This window comes from Acinetobacter sp. AG3 (genome assembly GCF_022343575.1).
Taxonomy (GTDB): domain Bacteria; phylum Pseudomonadota; class Gammaproteobacteria; order Pseudomonadales; family Moraxellaceae; genus Acinetobacter; species Acinetobacter guillouiae.
Genome location: NZ_JAKQZD010000001.1, coordinates 714,679 through 740,755 on the forward strand (window position 1 = coordinate 714,679; position 26,077 = coordinate 740,755).

The 26,077-nt window shown below is 39.0% G+C and carries 29 protein-coding genes and 4 tRNA genes; 30 read left to right on the forward strand and 3 right to left on the reverse strand.

Annotated elements, in window-relative coordinates; genetic code table 11:
* Positions 1-34 precede the first annotated feature (34 nt).
* The 4 genes from fabD (at position 35) to lysM (ending at position 2,849) form a co-directional block, all read left to right on the forward strand.
* On the forward strand, positions 35-1,021 hold the full coding sequence (gene fabD / locus L3V46_RS03390; RefSeq protein ID WP_239044917.1) for an ACP S-malonyltransferase: 987 nt from the start codon (positions 35-37) through the stop codon (positions 1,019-1,021).
* Positions 1,018-1,752 carry a 3-oxoacyl-ACP reductase FabG gene (fabG, locus tag L3V46_RS03395; protein WP_004723960.1) on the forward strand — a complete coding sequence of 245 codons (735 nt, stop codon included), beginning with the start codon at positions 1,018-1,020 and terminating at the stop codon, positions 1,750-1,752. The genes fabD and fabG overlap by 4 nt, the downstream gene beginning before the upstream one ends.
* 86 nt (positions 1,753-1,838) lie before the next feature.
* Positions 1,839-2,075 carry an acyl carrier protein gene (gene acpP, locus L3V46_RS03400; RefSeq protein ID WP_004723957.1) on the forward strand — a complete coding sequence of 79 codons (237 nt, stop codon included), beginning with the start codon at positions 1,839-1,841 and terminating at the stop codon, positions 2,073-2,075.
* Between the two features lie 300 nt (positions 2,076-2,375).
* Positions 2,376-2,849: a peptidoglycan-binding protein LysM gene (lysM, locus tag L3V46_RS03405; RefSeq protein ID WP_056514030.1), complete on the forward strand. Its 474-nt coding sequence runs from the start codon at positions 2,376-2,378 to the stop codon at positions 2,847-2,849.
* Positions 2,850-3,064: 215 nt separating this feature from the next.
* On the opposite strand, the gene L3V46_RS03410 is transcribed toward lysM, so the two are convergent.
* Complete coding sequence (locus L3V46_RS03410; protein WP_239044918.1) at positions 3,065-3,703, reverse strand: peroxiredoxin; 639 nt, start codon at positions 3,701-3,703, stop codon at positions 3,065-3,067.
* Between the two features lie 336 nt (positions 3,704-4,039).
* Between L3V46_RS03410 and secA the strand changes: the two genes are divergently transcribed.
* From secA to L3V46_RS03455, 9 genes are all read left to right on the forward strand, one after another.
* Positions 4,040-6,757 (forward strand): preprotein translocase subunit SecA, encoded by a 2,718-nt coding sequence (gene secA, locus L3V46_RS03415; protein WP_239044919.1) that lies wholly within the window; start codon positions 4,040-4,042, stop codon positions 6,755-6,757.
* A 149-nt stretch (positions 6,758-6,906) separates the two neighbouring features.
* Entirely contained in the window at positions 6,907-7,269 is a 363-nt protein-coding gene (locus L3V46_RS03420) for a hypothetical protein (RefSeq protein WP_004817737.1), read from the forward strand.
* Positions 7,270-7,438: 169 nt separating this feature from the next.
* Entirely contained in the window at positions 7,439-8,659 is a 1,221-nt protein-coding gene (gene argJ / locus L3V46_RS03425) for a bifunctional glutamate N-acetyltransferase/amino-acid acetyltransferase ArgJ (protein ID WP_239044920.1), read from the forward strand.
* A 149-nt stretch (positions 8,660-8,808) separates the two neighbouring features.
* Positions 8,809-9,876 carry a quinolinate synthase NadA gene (gene nadA / locus L3V46_RS03430; RefSeq protein ID WP_004817734.1) on the forward strand — a complete coding sequence of 356 codons (1,068 nt, stop codon included), beginning with the start codon at positions 8,809-8,811 and terminating at the stop codon, positions 9,874-9,876.
* Between the two features lie 152 nt (positions 9,877-10,028).
* A tRNA-Pro gene (locus L3V46_RS03435) sits at positions 10,029-10,105 on the forward strand.
* Positions 10,106-10,150: 45 nt separating this feature from the next.
* Positions 10,151-10,227 (forward strand) — tRNA-Arg (locus tag L3V46_RS03440).
* A gap of 41 nt (positions 10,228-10,268) precedes the next feature.
* Positions 10,269-10,344: transfer RNA gene (locus tag L3V46_RS03445), tRNA-His, on the forward strand.
* A 23-nt stretch (positions 10,345-10,367) separates the two neighbouring features.
* Positions 10,368-10,444: transfer RNA gene (locus L3V46_RS03450), tRNA-Pro, on the forward strand.
* Positions 10,445-11,041: 597 nt separating this feature from the next.
* Positions 11,042-11,314 (forward strand): hypothetical protein, encoded by a 273-nt coding sequence (locus tag L3V46_RS03455; RefSeq protein WP_239044921.1) that lies wholly within the window; start codon positions 11,042-11,044, stop codon positions 11,312-11,314.
* Between the two features lie 262 nt (positions 11,315-11,576).
* Here the strand turns inward: L3V46_RS03455 and L3V46_RS03460 are convergent, their stop codons facing one another.
* Positions 11,577-12,641, reverse strand: coding sequence for a phage portal protein (locus tag L3V46_RS03460; RefSeq protein ID WP_239044922.1), 1,065 nt, complete (start codon positions 12,639-12,641; stop codon positions 11,577-11,579).
* Positions 12,638-14,407 (reverse strand): terminase family protein, encoded by a 1,770-nt coding sequence (locus tag L3V46_RS03465; RefSeq protein WP_239044923.1) that lies wholly within the window; start codon positions 14,405-14,407, stop codon positions 12,638-12,640. The genes L3V46_RS03460 and L3V46_RS03465 overlap by 4 nt, the downstream gene beginning before the upstream one ends.
* A 187-nt stretch (positions 14,408-14,594) precedes the next feature.
* On the opposite strand from L3V46_RS03465, the gene L3V46_RS03470 reads away from it, so the two are divergent.
* The 17 genes from L3V46_RS03470 (at position 14,595) to L3V46_RS03550 (ending at position 26,054) form a co-directional block, all read left to right on the forward strand.
* Complete coding sequence (locus L3V46_RS03470) at positions 14,595-15,437, forward strand: GPO family capsid scaffolding protein (RefSeq protein ID WP_239044924.1); 843 nt, start codon at positions 14,595-14,597, stop codon at positions 15,435-15,437.
* Between the two features lie 32 nt (positions 15,438-15,469).
* On the forward strand, positions 15,470-16,474 hold the full coding sequence (locus tag L3V46_RS03475; protein ID WP_151800860.1) for a phage major capsid protein, P2 family: 1,005 nt from the start codon (positions 15,470-15,472) through the stop codon (positions 16,472-16,474).
* Positions 16,475-16,476: 2 nt separating this feature from the next.
* On the forward strand, positions 16,477-17,283 hold the full coding sequence (gene gpM, locus L3V46_RS03480; RefSeq protein WP_239044925.1) for a phage terminase small subunit: 807 nt from the start codon (positions 16,477-16,479) through the stop codon (positions 17,281-17,283).
* Between the two features lie 115 nt (positions 17,284-17,398).
* Positions 17,399-17,848: a head completion/stabilization protein gene (locus L3V46_RS03485; protein ID WP_239044926.1), complete on the forward strand. Its 450-nt coding sequence runs from the start codon at positions 17,399-17,401 to the stop codon at positions 17,846-17,848.
* Positions 17,845-18,078 (forward strand): hypothetical protein, encoded by a 234-nt coding sequence (locus L3V46_RS03490; RefSeq protein WP_239044927.1) that lies wholly within the window; start codon positions 17,845-17,847, stop codon positions 18,076-18,078. Before L3V46_RS03485 ends, L3V46_RS03490 begins: the two co-directional genes overlap by 4 nt.
* Before the next feature lie 3 nt (positions 18,079-18,081).
* Entirely contained in the window at positions 18,082-18,294 is a 213-nt protein-coding gene (locus L3V46_RS03495) for a tail protein X (protein WP_004723928.1), read from the forward strand.
* Positions 18,295-18,301: 7 nt separating this feature from the next.
* On the forward strand, positions 18,302-18,664 hold the full coding sequence (locus L3V46_RS03500) for a putative holin (RefSeq protein ID WP_239044928.1): 363 nt from the start codon (positions 18,302-18,304) through the stop codon (positions 18,662-18,664).
* On the forward strand, positions 18,661-18,933 hold the full coding sequence (locus L3V46_RS03505) for a phage holin family protein (protein ID WP_096911119.1): 273 nt from the start codon (positions 18,661-18,663) through the stop codon (positions 18,931-18,933). The genes L3V46_RS03500 and L3V46_RS03505 overlap by 4 nt, the downstream gene beginning before the upstream one ends.
* A complete protein-coding gene (locus L3V46_RS03510; RefSeq protein WP_239044929.1) occupies positions 18,930-19,763 on the forward strand; it encodes an N-acetylmuramidase family protein in 834 nt (277 codons plus the stop codon). Before L3V46_RS03505 ends, L3V46_RS03510 begins: the two co-directional genes overlap by 4 nt.
* Positions 19,760-20,176, forward strand: a complete 417-nt coding sequence (locus L3V46_RS03515) for a hypothetical protein (protein WP_239044930.1) — start codon at positions 19,760-19,762, stop codon at positions 20,174-20,176. The genes L3V46_RS03510 and L3V46_RS03515 overlap by 4 nt, the downstream gene beginning before the upstream one ends.
* Positions 20,177-20,293: 117 nt before the next feature.
* Positions 20,294-20,797: a phage tail protein gene (locus tag L3V46_RS03520; protein WP_239044931.1), complete on the forward strand. Its 504-nt coding sequence runs from the start codon at positions 20,294-20,296 to the stop codon at positions 20,795-20,797.
* The gene (locus L3V46_RS03525; protein WP_239044932.1) at positions 20,797-21,243 is read left to right on the forward strand and encodes a phage virion morphogenesis protein; all 447 of its coding nucleotides are present in this window, start codon (positions 20,797-20,799) and stop codon (positions 21,241-21,243) included. The genes L3V46_RS03520 and L3V46_RS03525 overlap by 1 nt, the downstream gene beginning before the upstream one ends.
* Before the next feature lie 68 nt (positions 21,244-21,311).
* A complete protein-coding gene (locus tag L3V46_RS03530; protein WP_239044933.1) occupies positions 21,312-21,992 on the forward strand; it encodes a phage baseplate assembly protein V in 681 nt (226 codons plus the stop codon).
* Complete coding sequence (locus tag L3V46_RS03535; RefSeq protein ID WP_104795122.1) at positions 21,989-22,336, forward strand: GPW/gp25 family protein; 348 nt, start codon at positions 21,989-21,991, stop codon at positions 22,334-22,336. Before L3V46_RS03530 ends, L3V46_RS03535 begins: the two co-directional genes overlap by 4 nt.
* A complete protein-coding gene (locus L3V46_RS03540) occupies positions 22,333-23,238 on the forward strand; it encodes a baseplate J/gp47 family protein (RefSeq protein WP_239044934.1) in 906 nt (301 codons plus the stop codon). Before L3V46_RS03535 ends, L3V46_RS03540 begins: the two co-directional genes overlap by 4 nt.
* Complete coding sequence (locus L3V46_RS03545) at positions 23,235-23,840, forward strand: phage tail protein I (RefSeq protein WP_239044935.1); 606 nt, start codon at positions 23,235-23,237, stop codon at positions 23,838-23,840. The genes L3V46_RS03540 and L3V46_RS03545 overlap by 4 nt, the downstream gene beginning before the upstream one ends.
* A 12-nt stretch (positions 23,841-23,852) precedes the next feature.
* Complete coding sequence (locus L3V46_RS03550; RefSeq protein ID WP_239044936.1) at positions 23,853-26,054, forward strand: phage tail protein; 2,202 nt, start codon at positions 23,853-23,855, stop codon at positions 26,052-26,054.
* Positions 26,055-26,077 lie beyond the last annotated feature (23 nt).

Genomic DNA, 26,077 nt, shown 5'->3' on the forward strand with positions numbered 1-26,077 from the left:
GGAAACGATCAAGATTAAATAAGGGACTTTTTATATGTCTGCCAAACGACTCGAACAAGCAGCTCAAGCAACAAAAACTGCATTTTTGTTTCCAGGTCAAGGTTCACAAAAAGTGGGTATGCTTGCTGAACTTGCAGAACAGTTTAGTGGTGTACAAGAAACCTTTACTGAAGCATCAGATGCCATCGGTTTTGATTTATGGCACATTGCACAAAGCGGTGAAGGTTTAGATCAAACTGAAAATACTCAACCTGTTTTATTGACAGCAAGTATTGCTTTATGGCGTGTATGGTTAGATCTTGGTGGTGTTGCGCCAAAATACATCGCAGGTCATTCATTAGGCGAATACAGTGCTTTAGTTGCTGCAGAGTCGATGACTTTGGCAGATGCAGTCAAGTTGGTAAATTTACGCGGTAAATTGATGCAAAGTGCTGTGCCTCAGGGGCAAGGCGCGATGGCGGCTATTCTCGGTCTGGATGACGCGAAAGTACTTGAACTGTGCGAGCAAGCCAATGTGCAAGGCCGTGGTTCTGTTGAAGCTGCAAACTATAATGCACAAGGCCAAGTTGTTATCGCTGGTGATAAAACTCTAGTCGAAGCTGTCATGACCGTTGCCAAAGAAAACGGCGGTAAAGCAATTGCATTACCTGTATCTGTACCATCACATTGTTCTCTAATGAAACCTGCTGCCGAACAGTTTGCAGAAGCTTTGGAACAAACTGCCATTGAGCTACCAAGCATTCCTGTAATACAAAATGTCAATGCTGGAATCGCGACAGATACAAGCCAATTACGCTTAGCGTTAACAGCGCAATTGTATCAGTCAGTACAGTGGACTAAAACCATGCAATTCATCCAAGACCAAGGTATTCAGTATGTTGCTGAATGTGGTCCAGGTAATGTATTGGCGAATTTAGCAAAACGTTTACCAAATATCGAAAAAGCATTTCCACTCGATACACAAAGTCGTATGGAAGATGCACTGAATGCTATCTTAGTGGCTGAAGGGAAAATTGCATGACACAAGAACGCAAAGTCGCATTAGTGACAGGCGCGAGCCGAGGGATTGGTGCTGCCATCGCTCAGCAATTGATTCAAGACGGTTATTTTGTTGTAGGTACGGCAACATCAGCAGCGGGCGCAGAAAAACTTTCAACAGTTTTTGCTGAAAACGGTGCAGGTGCATTACTTGATGTACGTGATGGTGCTGCAATTGATGCATTGGTATCTGACATTGAACAAAAATATGGTTCAGTGATGATACTCGTGAATAATGCAGGGATTACCAAAGACAATTTATTGTTACGTATGTCTGAAGATGATTGGGACGATATTCTCAATATTCATCTTAAAGCTGTATTCCGCTTATCTAAACGTGTATTGAAAGGCATGACCAAAGCGCGCTTTGGACGCATTATCAATATCAGTTCTGTTGTTGCGCATTTTGCTAACCCAGGACAAGCCAACTATTCTGCTGCAAAAGCAGGGATTGAAGCTTTCAGTCGCAGTCTTGCAAAAGAAATGGGAAGCCGTCAGATTACAGTCAACTGTATTGCGCCTGGTTTTATCGCAACAGAAATGACTGAGCAGTTAAGTGAAGATATTCGTAAAAAAATGAGTGATCAAGTTGCGTTAAACCGATTTGGTCAACCAGAAGATATTGCAAATGCAGTAAGTTTTTTGGCTTCTGACAAAGCCAGTTACATTACAGGCACAGTATTACACGTAAATGGTGGTTTATACATGGCGTAATGCGATGTATAAACTTTGAAAAAAGTAAATATTCAATTAAACTATCAGGCAATTAAAAGCCGCCACAAGCAATGAGGAGAATTCCTGTGAGCGATATCGAACAACGCATTAAACAAGCTGTTGCAGAACAATTAGGTATCAAAGCTGAAGAAATCAAAAACGAAGCATCTTTCATGGATGATTTGGGTGCTGATTCTCTAGACCTAGTAGAACTTGTTATGTCTTTCGAAAATGACTTCGACATCACTATTCCAGATGAAGATTCTAACGAAATCACAACTGTTCAATCAGCTATCGACTATGTAACTAAAAAACTTGGTTAATGTGTTGATTGTATAGCACGTTGTTGTTATACGTAAAAAGACCACCTTTAGGTGGTTTTTTTATGCCTGAATTTAGCTGTGTTGAGTGCGTGCATGCTTGGCAATGCCTTAACCTAAAAAGCAACGAAATAAGTTTAAAATCAAAAGCATTGGTTACATACCGTTACCTTTTTATCACCAATGACAACGCACACCCTGATGCTTTTTCGCTATAAAAATAGAGTTCTTAAATTTGTATAACAGTTCACAGTAATACATTCTCAGTAAAACAATTTTCAATAATGATATGGAGTACGACATATGGGTCTTTTTGATTTTATTAAAGGAATTGGCAAGAAAAATACTGCACCAGCTGAGCCACAAGCGGCACCAGCAACGCCAGCAGAACCATCTGCACAAGAAATTGCCAATAAGTTGTTGGGGCACATTAAAGCGTTAGGCTTGCCAGTAACAGGGCTTTCTGTAAGTTATAATAGTACTTCTGATTTGGCCACGATTCACGGTCAGGTACAAACTCAGGCAGATAAAGAGAAAATCATTCTTGCTGTGGGGAATATTGACCATGTGGCGCAAGTTGATGATCAAATGACAGTGGCAACACCTGAGCCTGAAAGTAAGTTCTATACGGTTAAATCAGGCGATAATTTGTCTAAAATTTCAAAAGAATTTTATGGTGATGCCAACCAATATAATAAAATTTTTGAAGCAAACCGCCCATTGTTAAAAAATGCGGATGATATTTTCCCAGGACAAGTTTTACGTATTCCTGCATAACATTTGTTCGCTGATCTTTGATCATAAAAGGCACTTCGGTGCCTTTTCTATTTTTAAATGATTTTGTTTTTATTTTAGTATTTTGTTATTTGACGTGTTTTGAAGGGTAAAAGTGTTTCGTTGCAATCAGTGGATCTTAAAAAAAGACCACATCAAGCTTGGATGTGATCTTTTGGAGTTAGTTAGCTCTAATCTAAAAAATTCAATATTGCATATTATTTATTAGGTTGTGGGGTAAGACGAAGATAAGGCTTAACCGCCGTATAACCTTTTGGGAAGCGTTCTTTAAGCTCCGCTTCATCTTTAATCGACGGGACGATAACAACATCTTCACCATCTTGCCAGTTTGCAGGAGTGGCAACTTTATAATTGTCAGTCAGTTGTAATGAATCAATCACACGTAGAATTTCTTTAAAATTACGTCCAGTTGATGCAGGGTAGGTAATGATTAAGCGAACTTTCTTATGGGGATCAATAATAACTAAAGAACGTACGGTGAGGGTTTCACTGGCATTTGGATGAATGAAATCATACAGCGTCGACACCTTGCGATCTTTGTCTGCAATGATTGGAAAGTTTACAGTGGTATTTTGTGTTTCATTGATGTCGTTGATCCAACCTTTATGTGATTCAACATCATCGACTGAAAGGGCAATGGCTTTTACCCCACGCTGTTCAAACTCATCTTTTAATTTTGCGGTATAGCCCAACTCAGTGGTACATACTGGCGTATAATCGGCAGGGTGTGAGAATAAAACACCCCAACTGTCGCCCAAGTAATCATAAAACTTAATTGGACCTTCACTAGTTTCCTGAGTGAAATCTGGTGCAATGTCACCTAATCGTAAAGTCATTTTGAAACCTCAATATCTAAAAATGTTGTTTGTTATTTGGCTCGTCCAAACTACTATTACCCAGTTTTTTTATAATTAAAAATAGTGTTTTTGTATTTCTTTATGAAGAAAATAGATATTAATAAAAGAAGCATATGAAAAAAAACATAGAATTGATCTCTACCTCACTGCAAATATCGGTTAAATTTGCTACATTAATGCGCCTTAGCTGATACGTGCTAGAACTAATCGTCAGATTTTTTTGATTGGATTTGTGCAAAACCCTTGTACTTCAAATTTCTACCACCATAATATCGTCTGAGAAAAATTTATTTCACAAAGATTTAGAGAGTTTATATGTTGGCAAGTCTGATCGGAGGAATCTTCGGTACTAAAAACGAGCGCGAACTAAAACGTATGCGTAAAATTGTCGATAAGATCAATGCGCTCGAGCCGACGACATCTGCACTCAGCGATGCAGACTTATCTGCAAAAACTGAAGAATTCAAACAAAGATATAAGAAAGGTGAAAGCCTAGATAAATTAATGCCAGAAGCGTTTGCGGTGTGTCGTGAAGCAGCAAAACGTGTCATGGGTATGCGTCATTATGATGTGCAGCTCATTGGTGGTATTACTTTGCATGAAGGAAAAATTGCAGAAATGCGTACAGGTGAAGGTAAAACCCTGATGGGTACTTTGGCTGTATATTTAAATGCAATTAGTGAACAAGGTGTTCATGTCATCACGGTCAACGATTACTTGGCACAACGTGATGCTGAATTAAACCGTCCGCTTTATGAGTTCTTGGGTTTAAGCGTTGGTGTAATCTATTCGATGCAATCACCAATAGAGAAAGCTGAGGCATATCGTTCAGATATTACTTACGGTACCAATAATGAATTTGGTTTCGATTATCTGCGCGATAACATGGTTTTCTCTATGGCAGAGAAAAAGCAACGTGGTTTGATTTATGCGATTATCGATGAGGTCGATTCGATCTTGATCGATGAAGCACGTACACCGTTGATTATTTCGGGTCAAAGTGATGATTCATCACAGCTTTATGTTGCAATCAATAGTATTCCACCGAAGTTGCATGCTCAAAAAGAAGAAAAAGTCGCAGATGGCGGTCATTTCTGGATTGATGAAAAGCAACGCCAAGTTGAAATGACTGAAGTCGGTTATGAAACTGTTGAAGATGAACTGATTAAAATGGGCTTGTTGGCTGAAGGCGAAAGCTTATATTCACCATCAAATCTAAACCTGGTTCATCACGTGTCTGCTGCAATTCGTGCACATTTCCTTTATCAACGCAATGTTCACTACATCGTACATGATAGTGAAGTAATCATTGTCGATGAGAATACTGGTCGTACCATGCCAGGTCGTCGTTGGTCTGAAGGTTTGCACCAAGCTGTTGAAGCCAAAGAAGCGTTAGACGTTCAACCTGAAAACCAAACTTTAGCAACAACCACATTCCAGAACTATTTCCGTTTATACAAAAAGCTTTCAGGTATGACAGGTACTGCTGATACTGAAGCTGCGGAAATGAAAGAAATTTATGGTTTGGATGTGGTGCTTATTCCAACCCATCGTCCGATGATTCGTAATGACCAAAACGATTTAATTTATTTAAACCGTAATGGTAAATACAACGCAATTATTGAAGAAATTCAGAAAATTCATGAAGCAGGTGTTGCACCTATCTTGATTGGTACTGCAACCATTGAGGCTTCAGAAATTTTATCTGATAAGTTACGAGATGCGGGTATTACCCACGAAGTCTTGAACGCTAAACAACATGAGCGTGAAGCAGACATTATTGCCCAAGCGGGTTCACCGCGTGCAGTGACCATTGCAACCAATATGGCAGGTCGTGGTACCGATATTTTGCTTGGTGGTAACTGGAAAGCAAAACTTGCCAAAATTGAAAACCATACTGCGGAAGATGAAGCTCGTCTTAAAGCGGAATGGGAACAAAACAATGAAATGGTGTTAAGTTCAGGTGGTTTACACATCATCGGTTCTGAACGTCATGAATCACGTCGTATTGATAACCAGTTGCGTGGTCGTTCTGGTCGTCAAGGTGACCCAGGTGTTTCACGTTTCTTCTTGTCATTAGAAGATGATTTGATGCGTATTTTCGCGGGTGATCGCGTTGTTGCAATGATGCGTGCGATGGGACTACAAGAGAATGAAGCCATTGAGCATAAAATGGTGTCGCGTTCTATTGAAAATGCACAACGCAAAGTTGAAGCACGTAACTTTGACATTCGTAAAAACTTGTTGAAATACGATGATGTAAATAACGAACAACGTAAAATTATTTACTCTCAACGTGATGAAATTTTAGAAGAAAGCTCACTTCAAGATTATATTGAAGAAATGCATCGTGAAGTCGTAAAAGGCTTAATCGAAACCTATATTCCACCTGAATCAATCCATGATCAATGGGATATTCAAGGGCTTGAAAATGCATTGAATGAAGACTTAGGCATTAATCTTCCTGTAAATCAATGGTTGGAAGAAGATCGTCGTCTTGATGAAGAAGCCTTGGTTGAACGTATTTCTGATGAGATTGTCACGCGTTACCGTAATCGTCGTGAACAAATGGGCGATGATACTGCTGCGACACTTGAACGTCACTTCATGCTGGGGTCTTTAGATCGTCATTGGAAAGACCATTTGGCTGCGATGGATTATTTGCGTCAAGGGATTCACTTACGTGGTTATGCACAAAAGAACCCTGAACAAGAATATAAGAAGGAAGCCTTCAATTTATTCGTCAATATGCTGGGTGTGATTAAGTCTGACGTGGTTACTGATATTTCTCGTGTGCATATCCCAACACCTGAAGAGCTTGCTGAAATGGAAGCTCAACAACAGGCTCAAGCTGAATCTATGCGTCTTAACTTCGCACATGATGAAGTGGATGGCCTAAGCGGTACAGTCAGTAATGAGATTGTTGATGCACAATTCACGGATAGTGATGAGATTGCAGCACCAGAAAGCCGTAATGCACCTTGTCCTTGTGGTTCAGGTTTGAAATACAAACAATGTCACGGCAAAATCTAATTGAGTGAATAGATCCTGAAAGTGTTACAAAAAAGCAGAACAATTGTTCTGCTTTTTTTACAAGTTATTACCATGCGTTAATTTTTATTGCAGGAAATGTGATTAAGTGGTATTAAGTTGCTCAATTGGAAAAGATCTTTGGGAAGATAATGAAAAAATTATTAAAACCTTTATTTGTTGCAACTTTAGCAGTTCCAGCATTGGCATTTGCAGATACGGCACCACAAACGACGACAGTGGAAAAAGTACAAGCTGCTACAGGCGCAGTGACAGCCCAAGCAGAAGTAAAAAATGAAACCACGACTGTAATCAGTCCACGTACTGGTATTCGTTATACTTTAGGTAATACAGGCGGACGCCCAATTATTTTAAAAACTGCGGCGATTGCAGCGGTAACACCTGCTACGGTTAATCGCGTTGTTGCTTCAAATCCAGCATTGTCAGTATCTAGTCAAGAAAAAGTAAAGCAAGCATTATTGGCTGCGGATACCACGACTGCTGTTCAACAGTAATACGTTGCTGATGTAATGAAAGCCAGTATATTTACTGGCTTTTTTATTTTATATTCAAATGAATAAGCTTTTCTTATAGTAAAAATAAATAAGCATTTTAATAAGCTCGATTTTTATAGAGAATTCTAATAAGCTGTGTTTTCATTCTAATTCATGTGGACATTTGAAAATGGCTGTTGGTGACGTGTCTATGCCGCATATGCATGTGGTACAAGGTGTAAAAATTGGCTCTGCTGAGGCGTATGTCCGTTATCCAAATCGACGAGATTTAGTTATTTTTGAATTTGCACAAGGTACCAATGTTGCAGGTGTATTTACCCAAAATGCATTTTGCGCAGCGCCAGTTCATGTGTCGAAAGCGCATTTAGCACAAGCTAATCCACGCTATTTGGTCATCAATACTGGGAATGCTAATGCGGGTACAGGCAAATTGGGTATGCAAAATGCACAATTGACCTGTTTAAAGCTTGCTGAGTTAGCGCAGGTAGAAGAATTTGAGGTATTGCCATTCTCTACAGGGGTCATTGGCGAACAACTGCCGATTGAGCGTTTAACGCAAGGTTTACAGCCTGCACTAAATAGTTTGAATGACGCTTCATGGCCGGACGCTGCGACTGGGATCATGACCACGGATACCACACCAAAAGGCGCCTCAGAACAGTTCGAGCTTGATGGTATAACGTATACAATGACTGGGATTTCTAAAGGTGCAGGCATGATTCGCCCCAATATGGCGACCATGCTGAGTTTTGTTGCAACCGATGTGCCAATTGCACGAAATCTTGTGCAAAAAATGTTAAAAATTAGCGCAGACCAATCATTTAATCGGATTACTGTGGATGGTGATACTTCTACCAATGATTCATGCATCTTTGCTGCAACCGGAATGGCTGGTGGTGTAGAAATTAGCAGTGAAGATGATGCACGTTATACTGTGGTTTTGGATGTTATATCGCGTGTGATGAAGCGTTTGGCGCAACTGATTATTCGTGATGGGGAAGGGGCGACCAAATTCATTACTATCACGGTTGACGGTGGAAAAGACACACAAGAATGCTGCGATATTGCTTATAGCATTGCTCATTCACCATTGGTTAAAACGGCAATTTTTGCGTCTGATCCAAACTGGGGGCGTATCCTTGCTGCGATTGGTTATGCTGGCGTGAAAGATTTGGATGTTGAAAAAATTCAAGTCTGGTTAGACGACGTGCAAATTTGTAAAGATGGTGGTGCTGCTGAAGACTATACCGAAGAAGCTGGTGCACGGGTAATGTCACAGACAGAAATGACCATTCATGTAAACCTTGGTCGAGGGCAGGCCAAAGATACGGTCTATACCTGTGACCTATCCTATGATTATGTGAAAATTAATGCGGACTATCGTTCTTAACTACTGATTTTTTAAGGAGCCTCATTCGTGAGGCTTTTTTATAACAAAACATTTTTCGTGGTGAATTTATGTGCGCTAAACCGTACAATCAATTCACAAGTGTATAAACGCTAGCATGATGCCAGCGACAAGGAAAGAGAAGACCTCTTATGAATGATGCGAATAATTTAATTGCCAACGAAGCAAAATCGGTTGTGCAAGCGCATTTAGATCGTTTAGGTGAACCTAAGGACAATAGTCTGAGTCCAGCGGTAAAACAGCAGAAGTTTGCGCAAATTAAAGCTGAGTTGCAAAAGAACAATGCTGTTTTGGTGGCACATTATTATTGTGATCCAGATGTACAAGAACTTGCGGAAGCGACAGGTGGTTGTGTTTCTGATTCTTTAGAAATGGCACGTTTTGGACGTGATCATGAGGCATCTACTCTGGTGGTCGCTGGGGTTAAATTTATGGGAGAAACCTCAAAAATTCTTTCTCCTGAAAAAACAGTCCTTATGCCAACTTTGGAAGCAACCTGTTCGCTTGATCTCGGTTGTCCTGTAGATGAGTTTACCGCATTTTGTGATGCGCATCCTGAGCATACTGTTGTGGTCTATGCCAATACCTCAGCAGCAGTTAAAGCACGTGCAGATTGGGTGGTGACTTCAAGTTGTGCTGTAGAGATCATTGAACATTTAGACAGTTTGGGCGAGAAAATTATTTGGGCACCAGATCAACATTTAGGCCGTTATATTCAAAAGAAAACCGGTGCTGATATGTTGCTTTGGGATGGTGCTTGTATCGTGCATGAAGAGTTTCGTGCCCGTGGTATTGAAAAGATGAAAGCGCTGTATCCGAATGCAGCTGTATTGGTACATCCTGAGTCACCAGAATCCGTGATTGATATTGCGGATGCGGTGGGAAGTACATCACAACTGATCAAAGCAGCTCAAACATTGCCACAAGACACTCTAATTGTGGCTACAGACCGTGGTATTTTCTATAAAATGCAACAAGCTGTACCGCATAAGACCTTGATTGAAGCACCTACAGCAGGTGAGGGTGCAACTTGTCGTTCTTGTGCGCATTGCCCGTGGATGGCAATGAATGAATTAGATGGTATTTTGGCAGTTTTGCAAAAGGCCGATCAAGAAATATTCGTAGATGCTGCTTTAGCTGAACGTGCTAAATTACCTTTAGATCGTATGTTGAACTTTAGTGCTCAATTAAAACGATAGAAATTGTATAAAAAACATCTGAAATGTTTGATTAATATACATTTGACGTGTTTTTTTAACTTTTTTTCAAGATAGGTGTTGACGTCTTGTGGCGTCGCGCCTAGAATGCACACCGTACCGCACGATGTGCGATACACAAAAGCTGAGATGAACGGAGCATAGCACAGCCTGGTAGTGCACCTGGTTTGGGACCAGGGGGTCGTAGGTTCGAATCCTACTGCTCCGACCAATTCTTCAAGGCAAGTTAATCTGTGATATTAGTATCATTGGTCATGCGCCTGTAGCTCAGTTGGATAGAGCATCCGCCTTCTAAGCGGATGGTCACAGGTTCGAATCCTGTCAGGCGCACCATATGTTGCTTGATACTATAGATCCTAAAACTTAATGTGACGGTGGATGTAGCTCAGTTGGTAGAGCCCCGGATTGTGATTCCGGTTGTCGTGGGTTCGAGCCCCATCATTCACCCCAATTCCTTGAGTTTGTTGTAAATTCGGAGCATAGCACAGCCTGGTAGTGCACCTGGTTTGGGACCAGGGGGTCGTAGGTTCGAATCCTACTGCTCCGACCATTTTCTTGATTTTAATAACAATATTCATGGTCAAATCTTTCTATAGAAGCAAAGATTAGATAATTACTCATTTTGAGTGTTCTTAATTAACAACGTTAATGTCTATTTTATATTCCCAAGTCAATCCCAGATTTAAAATTGAATCAGTTTGAAAAAACATCAATTTGATAGTTTTTGATGTACATAAAAATAAGTTTGGGGTATCTAATTTTTTTAGTAATAAAGTAATATTTTAATAATATATTATTTATTTCAATAGCTTACTTTGTTTTTTGAAAGCAATATTTAAGTAATTTATAGGTAATAAGTTACTGTATAAATATGTGATAAATTATTTAAATCAGTATTAATAAAATCAAATACTTATAAAAAATTACTTAAGATATTACAAAAAATTACTTAAAAATGTAATAAATATTTCACTTGTATTTCAATAACTTAATTATATAAATTACTTTATTACTTCAAATCATTGCTAGGTCATCCAAAAGACTCAATTTTTAACCTTTTACAATGTTTTCGGTAACTTCAATGTTCGTAAGATTTTGCGGTGAAATATTTGTTAGACTGTCAAAAAGGCTAATAGTAGGTAATTCTATGATTATGTGTATTGGTGGAAAAAATGATGGGACATTAATTTCATATATTGATTCATATATTTTAATTCCTGTTTTAGAGCCACTGCCTAAAAAATTATGTCTTGATCCGAGACCTCCGACATCTCCAGTTATATGTAATGATGAACGTTATCGTTTGGAAAAATTCCGATTTAATAATGAATCTAAATTCGTATATATATTTTCAAAATTAACGAATGAAGAAGTACTGGCTGAAGTCCAAAAAAGATGGCATCAAATGGATTTATCTTAAATTGAATTTTTGCAGTGGAATGCAGTATTTAAAAATTAGCCTAAGCAATGAAATATCCTAATAACAACGTGCTTTGGCATTGTTTTTGATTTGACCTGTGCCTGTAGTAAATTCGACACATTTAGAGTGGGCAGGTGGGGTGGGGCAACTGCGCGGCTGCGCCTATGGAAATAGTATAAATGATAGTAATTCTCAATAACTTTGAATTTTCAATAAATACAAAAAAAGCCTGCATTTCGCAGGCTTTATTCATAAATGATGGTTATTTTGTGGTTATCAGCTCAAATTCTTTAAACCTAATCACTTCATCACCAATCAGTTCATTGAGCTGTAACATCTTGGCTTTCAATGGTCCACCCTCGTTAAAATTATAAGCTTCAGATGCAGACTTGATATCTCCAAAGCCACCAGCATTCGATGGGATGATACCAAGCAACTGTGGGTAGACTCGCATCGATGCAAGCATGTCATCACGACTGGTTCCTTTGATACTTACGAAATCATCCTTTGCTGCAATCTCTGAGGTAGGGATGACTTGAATACCATCCTTCTTACCATTTGGGCTGTAGTAGAATAAATTACGAAAATTCCCTGGTCCTTTACTTTCTTTTAATGCTGTTCTAAGTGCCGTAATGTCATTTGGATCTGAAGCTGGATCATTCACATAAAGAATAAATCCTGCATGAGATCCATTATTATAATATTTACGACGGAATAATGTCGCTGAGTCATTGAGCCAAGCACTTTGCAGAGCTGATAAATATTCAGGCACACCATAAATTTCTTGATCAATATCTGTTTCACGAACATGAAACACTCGTCCATTCATAAATTCATGTTCAACATAACCATTGTGATCATTGGACAAATAAAAATATTGACCAGGTAAATCACCAACTCGTGTGTATTTCGACAAAGCAGCTTTAAGCTGAATGCGATTATTCAAACGTGATCGAATATCTTCTAAGTAAAAGTTACCACTCCATAAAATATCCAAAGCGATTTGATCAAAATCTTTTTTACTCAAATGTGGATGTGGAATAAATAAATTAGATAAATAATTCTTCTTAAAATTGATTGCACTACTTAAATATGGTGTGCCTTTTACCGTTTTTGATAAACCATGTAAATTGGCTTGTGGTTCATACCAACGGCCATTAAACCAGCACTCCATATAATTTGATAAATCATGGCCGTCAGTTATTGGTATTGCATCTCCAAATGTAAATGCCTCAGTTCTAGGATTTGAATGCATTGGTCTATTAGGATGAGGTCGTAAATCCAGCACATTGTTTAAAATGTTTTTTGCAATAGAAAATGGTTTCATGAATAAATCTCGATCATTGAAGAATTGGTTTCTGTAATACCTGCGAGTGGTTCGTTATAAATTGCATGCATGAGTGCCCATGCGAGATCTGCATGACCAACATCATCCGAACGCCCAGCTGTAAATGTGATTTGTTTTTGTGAAGCAGTTAATGTTTTTTTAATGCTCATTAATGACTGAGTTAAATCTTTATTGCCTGAGTCATACTCAAGACGACCATTTCTGACGACATCTAATGTTTTATAAACAAGATTAGATTTAACTTCTGGGGAATAATTAAATGTAGTTAATGCAGGGAAAAACTGGCGTACAAGTTCTGCAACACCATAGCCCATACCAGTAGTATCAATTCCGATATAAACCACGTTATAACGTAGGGTTATATTTTTGATATGTTCTGCTTGTTGTGCAAAATCATCGCCTTTAAATTGGTGACATTCCAAAACTCGGAATTTTCCACCAGGAACAAGAGGAGGGGCAACAACAACTAAACCTGCATTATCACCTGTTCTCGCAGGATCATAGCCGACCCACACGGGTCTATTTGCAAAAGCTCTTGCATGATGTGGTTTGAAATCATTCCAAACTTCAAATGTATCCACCATGCAACATTGCAACATGCTAAGCGGAAACATGGACTGACCATCATCGACAAATTTACACATGAACAAGTTTTGAAAATCGTCAGGCGCATATTCAAATTTGAGTCGTTCGATGTTAAATAAATCACATCCGCCTGCCTTTGCATCTTCTACAGTGACAATCTGACGCCACATTAAATCTTCACAAACACGCCCATCTTTTAAAGCATCATGACTAACATCAATTTTTAATTGCTGGTCTTTAGCCCGACCTTTATTGAAGCGAGTACCTGTCCAAAACTCATAGGCTTCATGTGTGATTGTTGACGGTGTTGAAAAATAAGTTTTTCTCCATGTCTCATGTGTTGCCATTGCTGAAGCAACTTTCTCAAGTTCAGCAAAACCATGAGTCCAGAAAATTTCATCAAAATACAAATTTCCATGATGACCTTGAGCCGTTCTATAGTTGGTACCTAAAAACCGAAGTTCAGCACCATTAGATAAAACAATAGGATCACCAGTAAGTTCAACACCACAGATTTCCTCTGCATAAGTTCGTATGTAATGCTTAAAAATATGTGCTTGGGCTTTAGAAGCTGACAAGAAAATTTGATTTCGACCTGTTTTGAGTGCGTCGATTAGTGCTTCAAATGCAAAATAATATGTTGCACCGATCTGACGACTTTTTAGGATCATTCTAGAACGCTGATCCATTGCACGGTACCAAGTCCATTGGTACTCAAATAACCGTTCTTCAAATGCCAGTACCATTTCTTCGATTTGTTCTTCATCAAAATGATTCGGTACTTTTTTACGAGGAGCAGTATTTCGACGTTGAATATTGGGATTGAGATCTGCTTCGGATCCATTCAAGCGATATTTTTCAATACGCGCAAATTCTTTGTATTGACGCATCAAAAAATCAATTTCTTTAAGATCACCAGATGTTTTTTTGTTTTTAAGAATAAGTTGCATCAAACGGACAGTCAGCGCACATTCAACACGGTTTTCAGGTTTTTCTTTTTCCCACTCATCCCGTGTTTTCCATGCCTGAACTGTCCGCTCTTTTTCTTCGAGTACTTCTGCTATATCGACAATTTTCCAACCAAGCCAATAAAGGAACTTTCCTTTCAGCTTGTTGTCCATGATCAAGTGCAGATTTGCGATGGGGGATAGGTCATTCATTACAATGTTTTGCTTATTTTCTATAAGCGAACATTGGCAGTAAGAAATCTAACAATCAGTTCATGTGAGTTGTAAAAAGGCTTAATACAAAAGGGTTTAATTGCTTGGTTAGAGCATAATTGCCCATTCTGCACCTATTCAAAAGCGTGATTTTTATCCGTCCATTTTTTTATGAATAGGTTTGCAAATGAGCAAAGAAGATAAGAAATATAAATCGAAGTGGTTCCGTATTGCCGTGGCAGGGGATACCACAGATGGTCGTGAAATTCAGCCAGAATGGATCGTCCAAATGGCGCAGAATTATGACCCAAATACCTACGGTGCTCGTATCAATATTGAACACTTCCGTTCAGTCTTCCCTGACGGTGTTTTTGGTGCTTATGGCGATGTCATTGCGTTAAAAACAGAAAGAGTCACAATCAATGGTGAAGAAAAAGACGCACTTTTTGCCCAAATTGAACCGACTCAAAGTTTGATTGATCTCAATCAGAAAAAGCAAAAAGTCTATACATCCATTGAGGTAGACGAAAACTTTGCAGGTAAAGGTTCCGCATACTTAATCGGTTTGGCTGTGACAGACTCACCTGCATCATTGGGTACCGAATATTTGCAATTTGCTGCTACAGCAAAATCCAATCCTTTGGCAAGTAAAAAACAACGTCCTGAAAATCTGTTTACTGCTGCAGTAGAGACGGAATTCGAATTTGAAGAAGTCAAAACACAGCAATCATATTCCGCAGGCTTGGTACAAAAAGTAAAAGACCTGTTCTCAAAACAACAAAAGTCAGAACAGAAGTCTGCGGAATCCTTTTCTGAGCAAGAACAAGCCATTGTTGAAATCGCAACTGAAACTGCAAATCAAGGTCAAACGGTTTCAAAACTTGAAAATGATTTCAATACGTTAAACACAGAACATGAGCAGCTGAAAAAAGATTTCAATGAGTTTAAAACCAAGTTAGATGGTGAGCCTGATCAACAGCCACGTCCAACTTCAGGAAATTCAAATTTCACTGAAACCGTTGATTGCTAAAACCATCACTATAAATATAAAGAGTATCTAACATGCGTCCAGAAACACGTTTTAAATTCAATGAGTCAATGACTCAATTAGCCAAGTTGAATGGTGTAAGCAAAGTATCTGAAAAGTTTAATGTTGCACCAACGATTCAACAGAAATTAGAAGATAAAATTCAGTTATCTTCTGCATTTTTACAGAAAATCAATATTTTCTTAGTTCAAGAACAGTCAGGTTCAGCAGTTGGATTGGGTATTTCACGTCCAATTGCCTCACGTACAAATACGGACACGACAGATCGCCAAGCCAAAGACCCAACATCGATGGATGAGCGTTTTTATATGTGTCGTAAAACTGATTTTGATACAGCAATCAAATATCAAAAACTAGATCAATGGGCAAAATTTAAAGATTTCTATGCTCGTTTCAGTGGTCAAATTCAAAAACGCCAAGGTCTAGACCGTATCATGATTGGCTTCAATGGTACTTCTATTGCGACGACCACTGACATTATTGCAAATCCAAAACTGCAAGATGTAAACAAAGGCTGGTTGCAGAAGATGCGTGAAGAAAATTCTGAACGTGTGATGTCATCAGGTAAAGTTGTTGGAAAAATTACCGTCGGTGCAACAGGTGATTATCACAATGTCGATGCTTTGGTGATGGATCTGACCAATGAAATGATTGATGAAGTGCATCAGGACAATCCAGATTTAGTTGTACTGTGTAATCGTAAGACATTGGCAGATAAGTACTTTCCGATTGTGAACAAAGAACAAGAAAACACGGAAAAATTGGCAGCTGACATCATCATCAGCCAAAAGCGTATGGGTAATTTGCCTGTTTATGCAGTACCGTTCTTCCCAGAAGATGCCATTTTGGTGACAACTTTTGACAACCTTTCAATTTATGTTCAAGAAGGTGCTCGTCGTCGTACTGTCATCGACAATCCAAAACGTGACCAAATCGAAAACTATGAATCTTCAAACGAAGATTATTACATCGAAGATTTGGGTCTTGCTGCAATGGCTGAAAAAATCGAATTGGTGTAATTATGACCCTAGCACGTCAACATTTCCAAAAACATCAAGCCAAAAAAGCAGCCGAAACGGTTGCTGAGTTTGGCGCGATGCAAGACATGACGGCTTATGAGTTGCAGATGGTGCAACTCAATAATGATCGTCAACGTCTCAAACAAATCCAAGCCACCGCAGCTAAAGTTGTTTTAAAAACAGCTTTACTTCCAAATTATTTACCATATATCGAAGGCATTTTTGAAGCTGATAAATCTATTCAAGATGAAGTCTTTATGACTATTTTGGTTTGGTGTATCGATGTCGGTGATTATGCCAGAGCATTGGAATTAGCAGAGTTCGCTTTACGTCATAACATGATCATGCCAGATGCATTTAAGCGCAATACAGCAACTTATGTGGTTGAAACCATTGCTGAAGCATTTTTAAAGCAACTGAAAACCGATGCTGCAGTTGATATTTCAGTTTTAGAACAAGTTGAACGATTGATTCTAAATCCTGATCTAGATCCAAAAGTATTGGATATGCCGAACCAAGCCAAAGCCAAATTGTATTTAGCTTTGGGTAAAGCCACAGTCAAATTAATTCAGAGTAAAGATGAACCAAGTGATGCGGATCTGGCACATGCACAATCAGCAGAAGCATATTTAACGTCTGCTTTTGAATTAGATGAAAAGTCTGGTGCTTTAGGTGAAATGAAAGCAACTAAGAAGTTTCTTGATAAATTTGCAGATCGCTTACCAAAACAGCCTGAACCTTTACTGAATAGTGATGGTTCACAAGTCGTAGATGACCAAGGATCCTTGGTTTTTAAAACGACTGAATAAGTGCCCACGCACCGCATGGGCGAACAATTTAGGTGTCATTACATCGTAATACACACTTAGAGAATTGTTCCCACCCATGCACTAAATTCAACAAAAACAGACGGCAGGGGACAGCATGGGATTCGTCGCAAATGGCAATACAACACCAAGTCAAATCATCATCGAAAGTGACCCGTTTTATCCGAGTGTTGGTCTTGATCATATCCGAGAAATTGTCCGTATTGACGGAGCTGTCACCAACGAACGACTTAAACAAACCATCATTGAAGAAGTCATCGACCTGAATCGTTTGCTTATTTCATTGCAAACCAATGTTGCCAAATTATCCGATTTATCCAAAACCATCATCGATGGCAAACCCGATACCGATTATTTATATCTTTCCGCAATTGCCAATGGTGTCGCAGCCAAGGTCAATGAGAACTATCGCAATTATGACAGTTCCAATTCAGGTGCGAAAAAAGCAGAGCAAGCGGAATGTACTGTGGATGATTATCGACGCAATCGACAATGGGCAATTCAACAGTTGCTCGGTGAAAACCACACCGTAGTGGAGTTGATATGAAAATGAATATTTCATCAAAGGAAACACATCAACGGGTTCATTTCTATCGTTTTTCTCAGAAAGAGTTAGAACGACTTGCACTTGAAAGAATTGCTACTGAACTTGGTTTGGATTTGCAATCTAAAGCAATTCAACCTGAGGCACGTGTTCTTACTCAAAATAATGGGATTAATCCAACGACGTATGAATGTGAAATTCGAATTGTAGAAGTATTGGATTGTAAGGATTAGTTCATGGCTAAAACCATCACAGCTCTACAGAACGACACGGTCGATGCGATCTGTTGGCGCGAGTACGGTCGTAGCTCAGGCGTGGTCGAAATGGTTTTAACTGCCAATCCCAAACTTGCTGAATTTGGTCCATTTATTCCAATGGGGACACAAGTCACATTGCCAGAAATTGAAACACCACAACAAACAAAACAAACCATAAACCTATGGGACTAATAACAAGATGCCAGAACCAACAACTACAGTAGCAGCTACTACCGCAATCACAGTCGGTGCAGCATCACTTTTACCATTTATCAACGGCAATGCATTGTTGGGTGCAGTCTTTGGCGCGGCATTATTTGCTACGACTAAGAAAGATTTAAAACCATTGCAACGCATGCTGACGATGCTTTTAGCAACTGGAATTGGTTATTTGCTTACACCTGAGATTACAACTCGAACATTTATTGCCAACGACGCAACAGCTGGCATGGTCGCAGCCATCTTCTCACTTCCCATCATTTTGAAAATCATGGTGTGGGTCGATCAATCCAACTTAACAGACATCATCAATAAAATTTTTCGTGGTGGAGGGTCATCATGATGGAACAATTATTTCAATTCGTCGCACTTATCGCATATATGATCTGCGGTTTTCGAATCATTTGCTTTAATTCTGAAGGCTTACGCCATCGCCAAGGTTACTCAATTCTTGCAGCCATTCTGATTGGCTCATTTATCGGGCAAAGCGTACATATTTTATTTTTCAAAGATCCCGTGACCTTATGGGATGCAGTTTTTGCAGTGCTCTTAGCCGTGCTGATCATAAAAGCGAAAGGTAATGTGGCCAAACTGATCTGGAGTGCATCATGAGTTTAATTAAATTTGGTGCTCGAGGAGATGCTGTTGTTATTATCCAAAAACAACTCATTGCACTGGGATATAAAGGAGCCGATGGAAAGATACTGAATCCAGATGGCGATTTTGGTACAAATACCGAATATGCCGTGATTCAATTTCAACGTAAACATGGTTTAGTTGATGATGGAAAAGTCGGTGATAAAACCCGTACAGCTTTGATGGGTGGCAGTACTGACAAGTTCCTAAAAGGTTCTGACTACCAAAATGCTGCATTGCGTCTCAATGTACCAGAACTCAATATTCGAGCATTTGGTGCAACAGAAGCACGTGGTGTTGGTTTTCTGAAAAATGGCAAAGCCAAGATTCTATTTGAACGCCACAAAATGTACGCCTATTTGGTCAAATTCAAAGGTAAAGCCTTTGCCAATGAGCAAATGAAACAGTTCCCAAATTTGGTCAATACCGCTACTGGTGGCTACAAGGGCAATGAAGCTGAATATACCCGTTTGTCACTTGCTAAAAATATCCATGAAGAAGCAGCTCTTATGTCATGTTCATGGGGGCAGTTCCAAATCATGGGAGAGAATTGGCAAGATCTTGGCTACAAGTCTGTATTTGATTTTGTTGAGCAAATGCAAACCAGTGAATCTTTACAGTTAGAAGCATTTATCCGTTTCATTGAGACCAAAAAGGGTTTACTGACAGCTTTACAAAAAGAAGATTGGGACACAGTCTTCCGTTTATACAACGGTCCTAACTATAAAAAACTCGGTTATGAAGCCAAATTCCTTGCGGAACGTGCACATCTTGAACCTATATACGGAGTGCAAAAAGCATCATGATCGCTTTAACGGTACTACGTCCATTTGCAAAGCCAATATTGGCTTTGCTTTTATGTTTTGTGCTGTTTTTAGCATTTAAACATTACACCCATGTTCAACAAAAAATTGGTCAGTTAGAACAACAACTTGTAGAAAAACAACAGCAGCTGCAAAGCCAAGATCAAACACTTGAAAAAATCCGTACCCAAGTACTTGAGCAAAGCCGATCCATTGCAGAATTACAAAAAATACAAACAGAGCTTCAGAGTAATTATGAACAGCGCAAAGTTACGCTGAACGAGATATTTACCCATGATCAAGACAGTAAAAATTGGGCTAGTCAGCCTGTGCCTGACGCTATCCGTGGCATGTTCAACAGTACCCAAAAAACACCAGGTGCAAAAACTCTATCCAGTGCTCAGTCCATGCACTAAACCCATTTTTGTATTGAATACCAATCAAGACTTGGTTTTTGCGCTAGAACAAACCGAATTGGCACGTTCACTTTGTGCTGCACAAGTAGATGCAGTCATAAAAATTCAGGAACAACCATGAAAAAATTGGAAAGCCTACGCACCTACATGCTTAACGCAGTTAAAGAATTACAGCGTGATCCTGAACGTATGCTGATTTTTACCGAAAAAGGCAACGTCCGTTGTACTCTGGCCAACGGGCTTTCATTTGAATATGTCTATGATCTGAATTTGATTCTGACAGAGTACGCAGGTGATTTAGACGCAGTCATGATTCCATTACTCGACTGGGTACGTGTCAATCAGCATGAATTATTAGTCAACTTAGAAAAAAGCAAAGATGCCTTTAAGTTTGAAACGGTTGTCTTAGACAACGGTACTGTCGATTTAGCATTGACTCTACCACTCACAGAACGAGTAATTGTCAAACGGAAAGATGACGGAACTTTGAATGTTTCATTTCCTGATGAGTCACAGTATGACAAAGCATTACCATCGCAACTGTTTAAAATGATCGACAGTAAAACAGGACAAACTTTGGCAGAGTGGCAGTCAGCAGAACCAGAGGAACAGTATTTCTAATGGCAGAGCTTGAAGCACTCACCGAACATTTAGGAAGCATGCTGAATCAACTCAGTGATCAAGAACGACGTAAATTAGAAATGCACATTGGTCGGAAGTTAAGAGCATCACAAAAAAGCCGAATCACAAAACAACAAAATCCAGATGGTTCGGCTTATATTCCAAGAAAGTTTCGCCTTCGGAACAAGAAAAATAAAGTCAAAAATAAAATGTTCAATCTGATTAAAAATGCAAAATACATGCGTTTCGAGCGAACAGCACAAGGCATCGCCATTGGCTTTGCAGGTCGTGTTGCATTTATTGCCCGAGTTCACCAGTACGGTTTACGTGACAAAGTCGAAAAAGATGGACCAACTGTGCAATATGCCAGTCGTGAACTTTTAGGATTTACCGCAGAAGAAATGGATATGATTGAAACGGAAGTATTTAAATTTATTTCAAAATGATTTGTAAAAAGCGTTAATACAACAGCCACCACATGCAATAAAAAAATGACTGCAACACGATTGCAGTCATGAGTGCAGACCTATTACGACGTTTTGAAAACCTAATTCGTTTAGGAAAAATCAAGACAGTTGAACCGACAAAACCCTTTCTGACAGTGACCGTCCAAATTGGCGAGATTACCACTGCACCACTTCGTTATCTAAATTTACGTGCAGGCAATGACAAAACTTTCGATCCTCCATCGGTTGATGAAGAAGTCGTAGTTTTAAGTCCATGCGGAGTATTAGAAATTGGGATTGTATTGGGTGGCTTAAACAATGCTGATAATCAAGTGCTCTCTCAAGATTTAAATAAAAATATTCGTATGTTTTCTGATGGTTGCATGATTTCTTATGACACTAACGCTCATGCACTCGAAGTGATTCTGCCGAGTAATGGTACTGCTGTTTTAACCGCAAACGGTGGTGTAACAGTAAATGCTAGTGGAGGTGTAACAGTCAACGCCACTTCAGGTGGGGCAACGATCAATGGTGATACCACCATCAATGGCAATGTTCAAGTCAACGGCAGTACAGCCATGACAGGAAATAATACGGTGGGTGGCAGTCAACTGGTACAAGGCAGTAGCCATTCAACTGGCAGTTTCAGTACCGAAGCAGATGTAACGGCAGGTGCGATCTCATTGAAGTCACATAAAACCTCTGGAGTGAAGTCAGGTGGAGATACTTCGGGAGAACCTGTACCATGATCGACAAAAATACAGGTCACAGTCTACAAACAGAACAACAGTCTATCCAACAATCATTACAAGACATCATCACCACACCAATTGGATCTCGTGTTATGCGACGCGAGTACGGTTCGCTTATTTTTGAATTACTTGATCAACCGATTAACGATGCATTGGTATTGAAATGCTACAGCGCAATCTATACCGCCATTTCTCGCTGGGAAGACCGTATCAGCATCAGTCAAATATATATGTCGAGCGTAAAAGGCAATGGATTAGTATTCGACATCGAAGGTTTTTCTCAAATCACAGGTCAACAAATGAATCTTAGAATTCCATTGAACATGGGGGCAGGCGCATGAGTGTAGATTTTAGCCAATTGCCAAAACCAAACTTTGTCGATGAAATTGATTACGAACAGATATTGGTGGAACGTAAAGCTTTTTTAATATCGCTCTACCCACCAGAAGAACAAGAAGCGATCACGATTTTATTGGGACGTGAGTCAGATCCTCTGCACAAGTATTTGCAAGAAAATGCCTATCGTGAAATGGTATTGCGGACGCATATCAATAAAAAAGCACTAGCAACACAGTTGGCATTTGCAGAAGGTGCCGATCTAGATGTTTGGGGGGCAAATTTTGATGTTTCACGTTTGCTTATTACCCCTGCGGATAATTCAATCACACCTCCTGCACCTGCTGTTTATGAAACCGATGAAAATTTCCGTTATCGTATTCAGAAAAAGTTAGATGCTTTAAGTACAGCAGGACCTGAATCTTCGTATGAATATCACACACTATCAGCCGATGGTCGTGTCGCAGATGTCAAATGTAGTTCACCATCACCAGCACATGCGCTATTGACCATTTTGCAACATAACACCGCAAATAATGCATCTACACCAGAGCTGAATAATATCGTTTTAAATTCGGTTTCTGCTGAAAAGAAACGTCCAACAGGTGACCGTGTTCTAGTACAGTCCGCTGAAATTATAAACTACATTGTTGAAGCGATTTTAGTCACCAAAAATGTCCCTGAAACAGACTCAGTTTTATCCGCTGCGACTACCAACATTAACAACTACGCCAAAACGCCCAAGCGTATTGGTAAAGGCGTATTCTTCTCAGATATTTATTCAGCATTAAAAGTATCTGGTGTGGAACGTGTTGAGTTAGTTCACCCAACTGAAGAAGTTCATATCAATAACTTTCAGGCAGCATTTTGTACTGAAATCAAACTGAGTGTGAGGAATGAGACATGAACTTACTTCCTCCAAATGCCACAGATTTTGAAAATAAAATTGTAGAAACCTCGGCACAAATGACTGAACTCAATGCAGATCTATCGAGTTTGATTCGTATAGATGACGCACCGAGTGATTTTTTATCGATTTTGGCTTGGCAGTTTTCGGTAGATCGCTGGCAAGACGACTGGCCAGATGAAGTTAAACGTGCACAGATCAAAAACTCGATCAAAGTCCATCAGCATAAAGGAACAAATTACGCATTGCGTTCAATCGTTGAAAGCTTTGGATATTCACTCACTGTGCATGAGTGGTGGCAAGAAAGTCCAATGAACGCACCAGGAACATTTCAAATCACAGTAGAAACAAATGGTCGTGCATTGTCTGAACGTACTTATAAAACATTGGTCGAGCTTTTACGTGATGCAAAGCCACTAACACGTGAACTAAAAGGCATTGAGATTAATGTCATCAATGTAGAAGGTGAAACCAATGTTGCAGCTGCAATGTATAGCGGCGAAGACATCACAATATATCCAAAAGTGGATGATCCTAATTCCCTCATTTATCCAATCTTTGCTTTTTATGAGCATGAAATTACAAGTATTTACCCTAAATAGAGTATAAAAAATATGGCTGCACAATATCATTCATTGTTTACAACGCAAGGTTTAGCACTATTGCGTGAAGCTATCCAAAACGGAACCAAGCTCGGCATAACACATATGGCGTATGGTGATGGAAACGGTATTGTACCAACGCCAAATGCAGACTTTACAAAACTTATTAAAGAAGTGTATCGAACACCACTGAATAGACTTGCTCCATCAAAAGAAAATGCCAACTGGCTTGAAGCAGATGGTGTTATCCCGAGTGCTGTTGGTGGCTTTAATATTCGTGAAGTAGGATTGTATGCTGGAAATATTTTAGTTGCATACGCAAATTATCCTGCAACATATAAACCTTCAGCGGATCAAGGTACTGCGCAGATCAAAACAATTCGTATTGTTTTACAGATTGATAATACTGCTAATTTTGAATTAAAAATTGATGCAAGTGTTGTCATGGCAACGATTCAAAGTGTTGAAGAAGCAAAGCAAGCAGCAATTTTACATGCTGATCAAACAAAAATTGAAAAAGTTGAATCTCTGAGTAATTTAAATCAAATTGAACATATCAATGGTCGAATGATTCAGACAAAATCATGGTGGCCAGACTTAAATACAGGCGGTCTACGCTATAGTTATAGTGAAACCACTGCTAAAAATTTGCACAATGGCGGAACAATTATTGACCCTGACCTTGTGTTTCCTGCATCATTCAGCGCATTACCTACATATTTACAGACAAAAACAACAACTGGTAACGGTTGTTATATCGCTGTAAATGTAAAAGAAACTGTGCCTGCGGAAATTTTTGGGGCATTCCCTTCAGATACGCATATATACAATGATGCAGCAATTAATGCAGCACTTACTGCAGCTCAAGCAACAACAACGACTAAAGCTAAAAAAGTTACTATCGGTGTTGGTAACTTTTATACATCAAATGCTGTAATTATTACATCAACAAAACATATTATTCCGCCCAAACTCATTGGGGCAGGTCGTGAAGCAACAATTCTTATTAAAACAACGACAAATCCATTGGGCAGCGGATATTTAGCAAGTTCAACAGCAGATGCAGTATTAGTATCAAGTCCTCGTTCAGATAATCCTGAAGGAGGTGCAGCATATTTAATATCAGAAGAAGTGAAAGGTTTGTCTTTAAAACATAAAACTGAAGCTGTAAACAGTTTAGGTTGGCTCAGACATAGATCAGCAATGGGTTATGTAGATGACATATACGCTGAATATAACCACACTCATTTTATTTTTAATGATTGCTGGATGACTAATTTTGGACAACTTTGGTGCCATGGCGGAACATTGGGCTATATCTTCGATGTTGGAACATCACTTCGTGGTGGACAGCTATACGCAACAGCGACGAAAGGTCGAGCGTTCTTATTCAGTAAAGTTATTTATTCAGATCTAAAATGTTGTGCAGATGGGTGTGGTACAGAGGGTTTATCTGGCGCAACTTGTTATGAATTTGTAGACTGTAAAGGGGTGTCAGGAAAATTTAATAGTGAGGGGCACAGAGGAAAAGCATTCTCATTTTCTGGAAGTTATGGAATGCAAATCGGTGGACAAGATTGGCGCGCAAAAGCAGTAGATTCAAGTGCAACGGTAAATAGAATTTCTTTGTCATATTCGATCGTTAAATTTGTTGCATTCGATTTTCTTGAATCAGCTACAAGTTTGACAACTGCACAAAGAAAAAATTATGAGCTATACACACGAGATGATATTTCTGTCTTAGAGTTTGACTGTTGTGCATTGCCACAGCAAGAATATGGACTATCAGATCAAAAGCCAATACATAGTATTCTAAATAACAAAGCATTTTTTTCTAAATTTGTAGATTCAAGATTCAATCAAATCAACAGACAAATACAACACATTATAAATATTTCAACATCATACAAAGCATTATGTTATGTCGGAAAATCAAGTCGCTTAATTATTCAAAGTGCGAATTCACTCGACCCGAATCAGCCTTATTTTTGCTATGTAGACGACGATGAAAAAAGAAAAGTAGGTATTATTGTTTCGACTATTTCAAAAAATGAAATTGCACCAACTGAAATTGCGACAATATATGTAGATTTTATTGCAAATAAAGAATATTCAACCAAATTATTAGGGTATGTCGGTACTGATGGTTGGCTTTATGTAAAATCTGCTGCAGATTGGTATTCACTTGATTATGCATTTAATTTAATTATTTAAGTTGTAAAAAGCCTTAATACAAC

Bases quoted from the DNA above. Each gene is read 5' to 3' on its own strand.
- fabD (WP_239044917.1), top strand. From the start codon at position 35: ATGTCTGCCAAACGACTCGAACAAGCAGCTCAAGCAACAAAAACTGCA.
- fabG (WP_004723960.1), top strand. From the start codon at position 1,018: ATGACACAAGAACGCAAAGTCGCATTAGTGACAGGCGCGAGCCGAGGG.
- lysM (WP_056514030.1), top strand. From the start codon at position 2,376: ATGGGTCTTTTTGATTTTATTAAAGGAATTGGCAAGAAAAATACTGCA.
- L3V46_RS03410 (WP_239044918.1), bottom strand. From the start codon at position 3,703: ATGACTTTACGATTAGGTGACATTGCACCAGATTTCACTCAGGAAACT.
- secA (WP_239044919.1), top strand. From the start codon at position 4,040: ATGTTGGCAAGTCTGATCGGAGGAATCTTCGGTACTAAAAACGAGCGC.
- L3V46_RS03420 (WP_004817737.1), top strand. From the start codon at position 6,907: ATGAAAAAATTATTAAAACCTTTATTTGTTGCAACTTTAGCAGTTCCA.
- argJ (WP_239044920.1), top strand. From the start codon at position 7,439: ATGGCTGTTGGTGACGTGTCTATGCCGCATATGCATGTGGTACAAGGT.
- nadA (WP_004817734.1), top strand. From the start codon at position 8,809: ATGAATGATGCGAATAATTTAATTGCCAACGAAGCAAAATCGGTTGTG.
- L3V46_RS03455 (WP_239044921.1), top strand. From the start codon at position 11,042: ATGATTATGTGTATTGGTGGAAAAAATGATGGGACATTAATTTCATAT.
- L3V46_RS03460 (WP_239044922.1), bottom strand. From the start codon at position 12,641: ATGAAACCATTTTCTATTGCAAAAAACATTTTAAACAATGTGCTGGAT.
- L3V46_RS03465 (WP_239044923.1), bottom strand. From the start codon at position 14,407: ATGAATGACCTATCCCCCATCGCAAATCTGCACTTGATCATGGACAAC.
- L3V46_RS03470 (WP_239044924.1), top strand. From the start codon at position 14,595: ATGAGCAAAGAAGATAAGAAATATAAATCGAAGTGGTTCCGTATTGCC.
- L3V46_RS03475 (WP_151800860.1), top strand. From the start codon at position 15,470: ATGCGTCCAGAAACACGTTTTAAATTCAATGAGTCAATGACTCAATTA.
- gpM (WP_239044925.1), top strand. From the start codon at position 16,477: ATGACCCTAGCACGTCAACATTTCCAAAAACATCAAGCCAAAAAAGCA.
- L3V46_RS03485 (WP_239044926.1), top strand. From the start codon at position 17,399: ATGGGATTCGTCGCAAATGGCAATACAACACCAAGTCAAATCATCATC.
- L3V46_RS03490 (WP_239044927.1), top strand. From the start codon at position 17,845: ATGAAAATGAATATTTCATCAAAGGAAACACATCAACGGGTTCATTTC.
- L3V46_RS03495 (WP_004723928.1), top strand. From the start codon at position 18,082: ATGGCTAAAACCATCACAGCTCTACAGAACGACACGGTCGATGCGATC.
- L3V46_RS03500 (WP_239044928.1), top strand. From the start codon at position 18,302: ATGCCAGAACCAACAACTACAGTAGCAGCTACTACCGCAATCACAGTC.
- L3V46_RS03505 (WP_096911119.1), top strand. From the start codon at position 18,661: ATGATGGAACAATTATTTCAATTCGTCGCACTTATCGCATATATGATC.
- L3V46_RS03510 (WP_239044929.1), top strand. From the start codon at position 18,930: ATGAGTTTAATTAAATTTGGTGCTCGAGGAGATGCTGTTGTTATTATC.
- L3V46_RS03515 (WP_239044930.1), top strand. From the start codon at position 19,760: ATGATCGCTTTAACGGTACTACGTCCATTTGCAAAGCCAATATTGGCT.
- L3V46_RS03520 (WP_239044931.1), top strand. From the start codon at position 20,294: ATGAAAAAATTGGAAAGCCTACGCACCTACATGCTTAACGCAGTTAAA.
- L3V46_RS03525 (WP_239044932.1), top strand. From the start codon at position 20,797: ATGGCAGAGCTTGAAGCACTCACCGAACATTTAGGAAGCATGCTGAAT.
- L3V46_RS03530 (WP_239044933.1), top strand. From the start codon at position 21,312: ATGAGTGCAGACCTATTACGACGTTTTGAAAACCTAATTCGTTTAGGA.
- L3V46_RS03535 (WP_104795122.1), top strand. From the start codon at position 21,989: ATGATCGACAAAAATACAGGTCACAGTCTACAAACAGAACAACAGTCT.
- L3V46_RS03540 (WP_239044934.1), top strand. From the start codon at position 22,333: ATGAGTGTAGATTTTAGCCAATTGCCAAAACCAAACTTTGTCGATGAA.
- L3V46_RS03545 (WP_239044935.1), top strand. From the start codon at position 23,235: ATGAACTTACTTCCTCCAAATGCCACAGATTTTGAAAATAAAATTGTA.
- L3V46_RS03550 (WP_239044936.1), top strand. From the start codon at position 23,853: ATGGCTGCACAATATCATTCATTGTTTACAACGCAAGGTTTAGCACTA.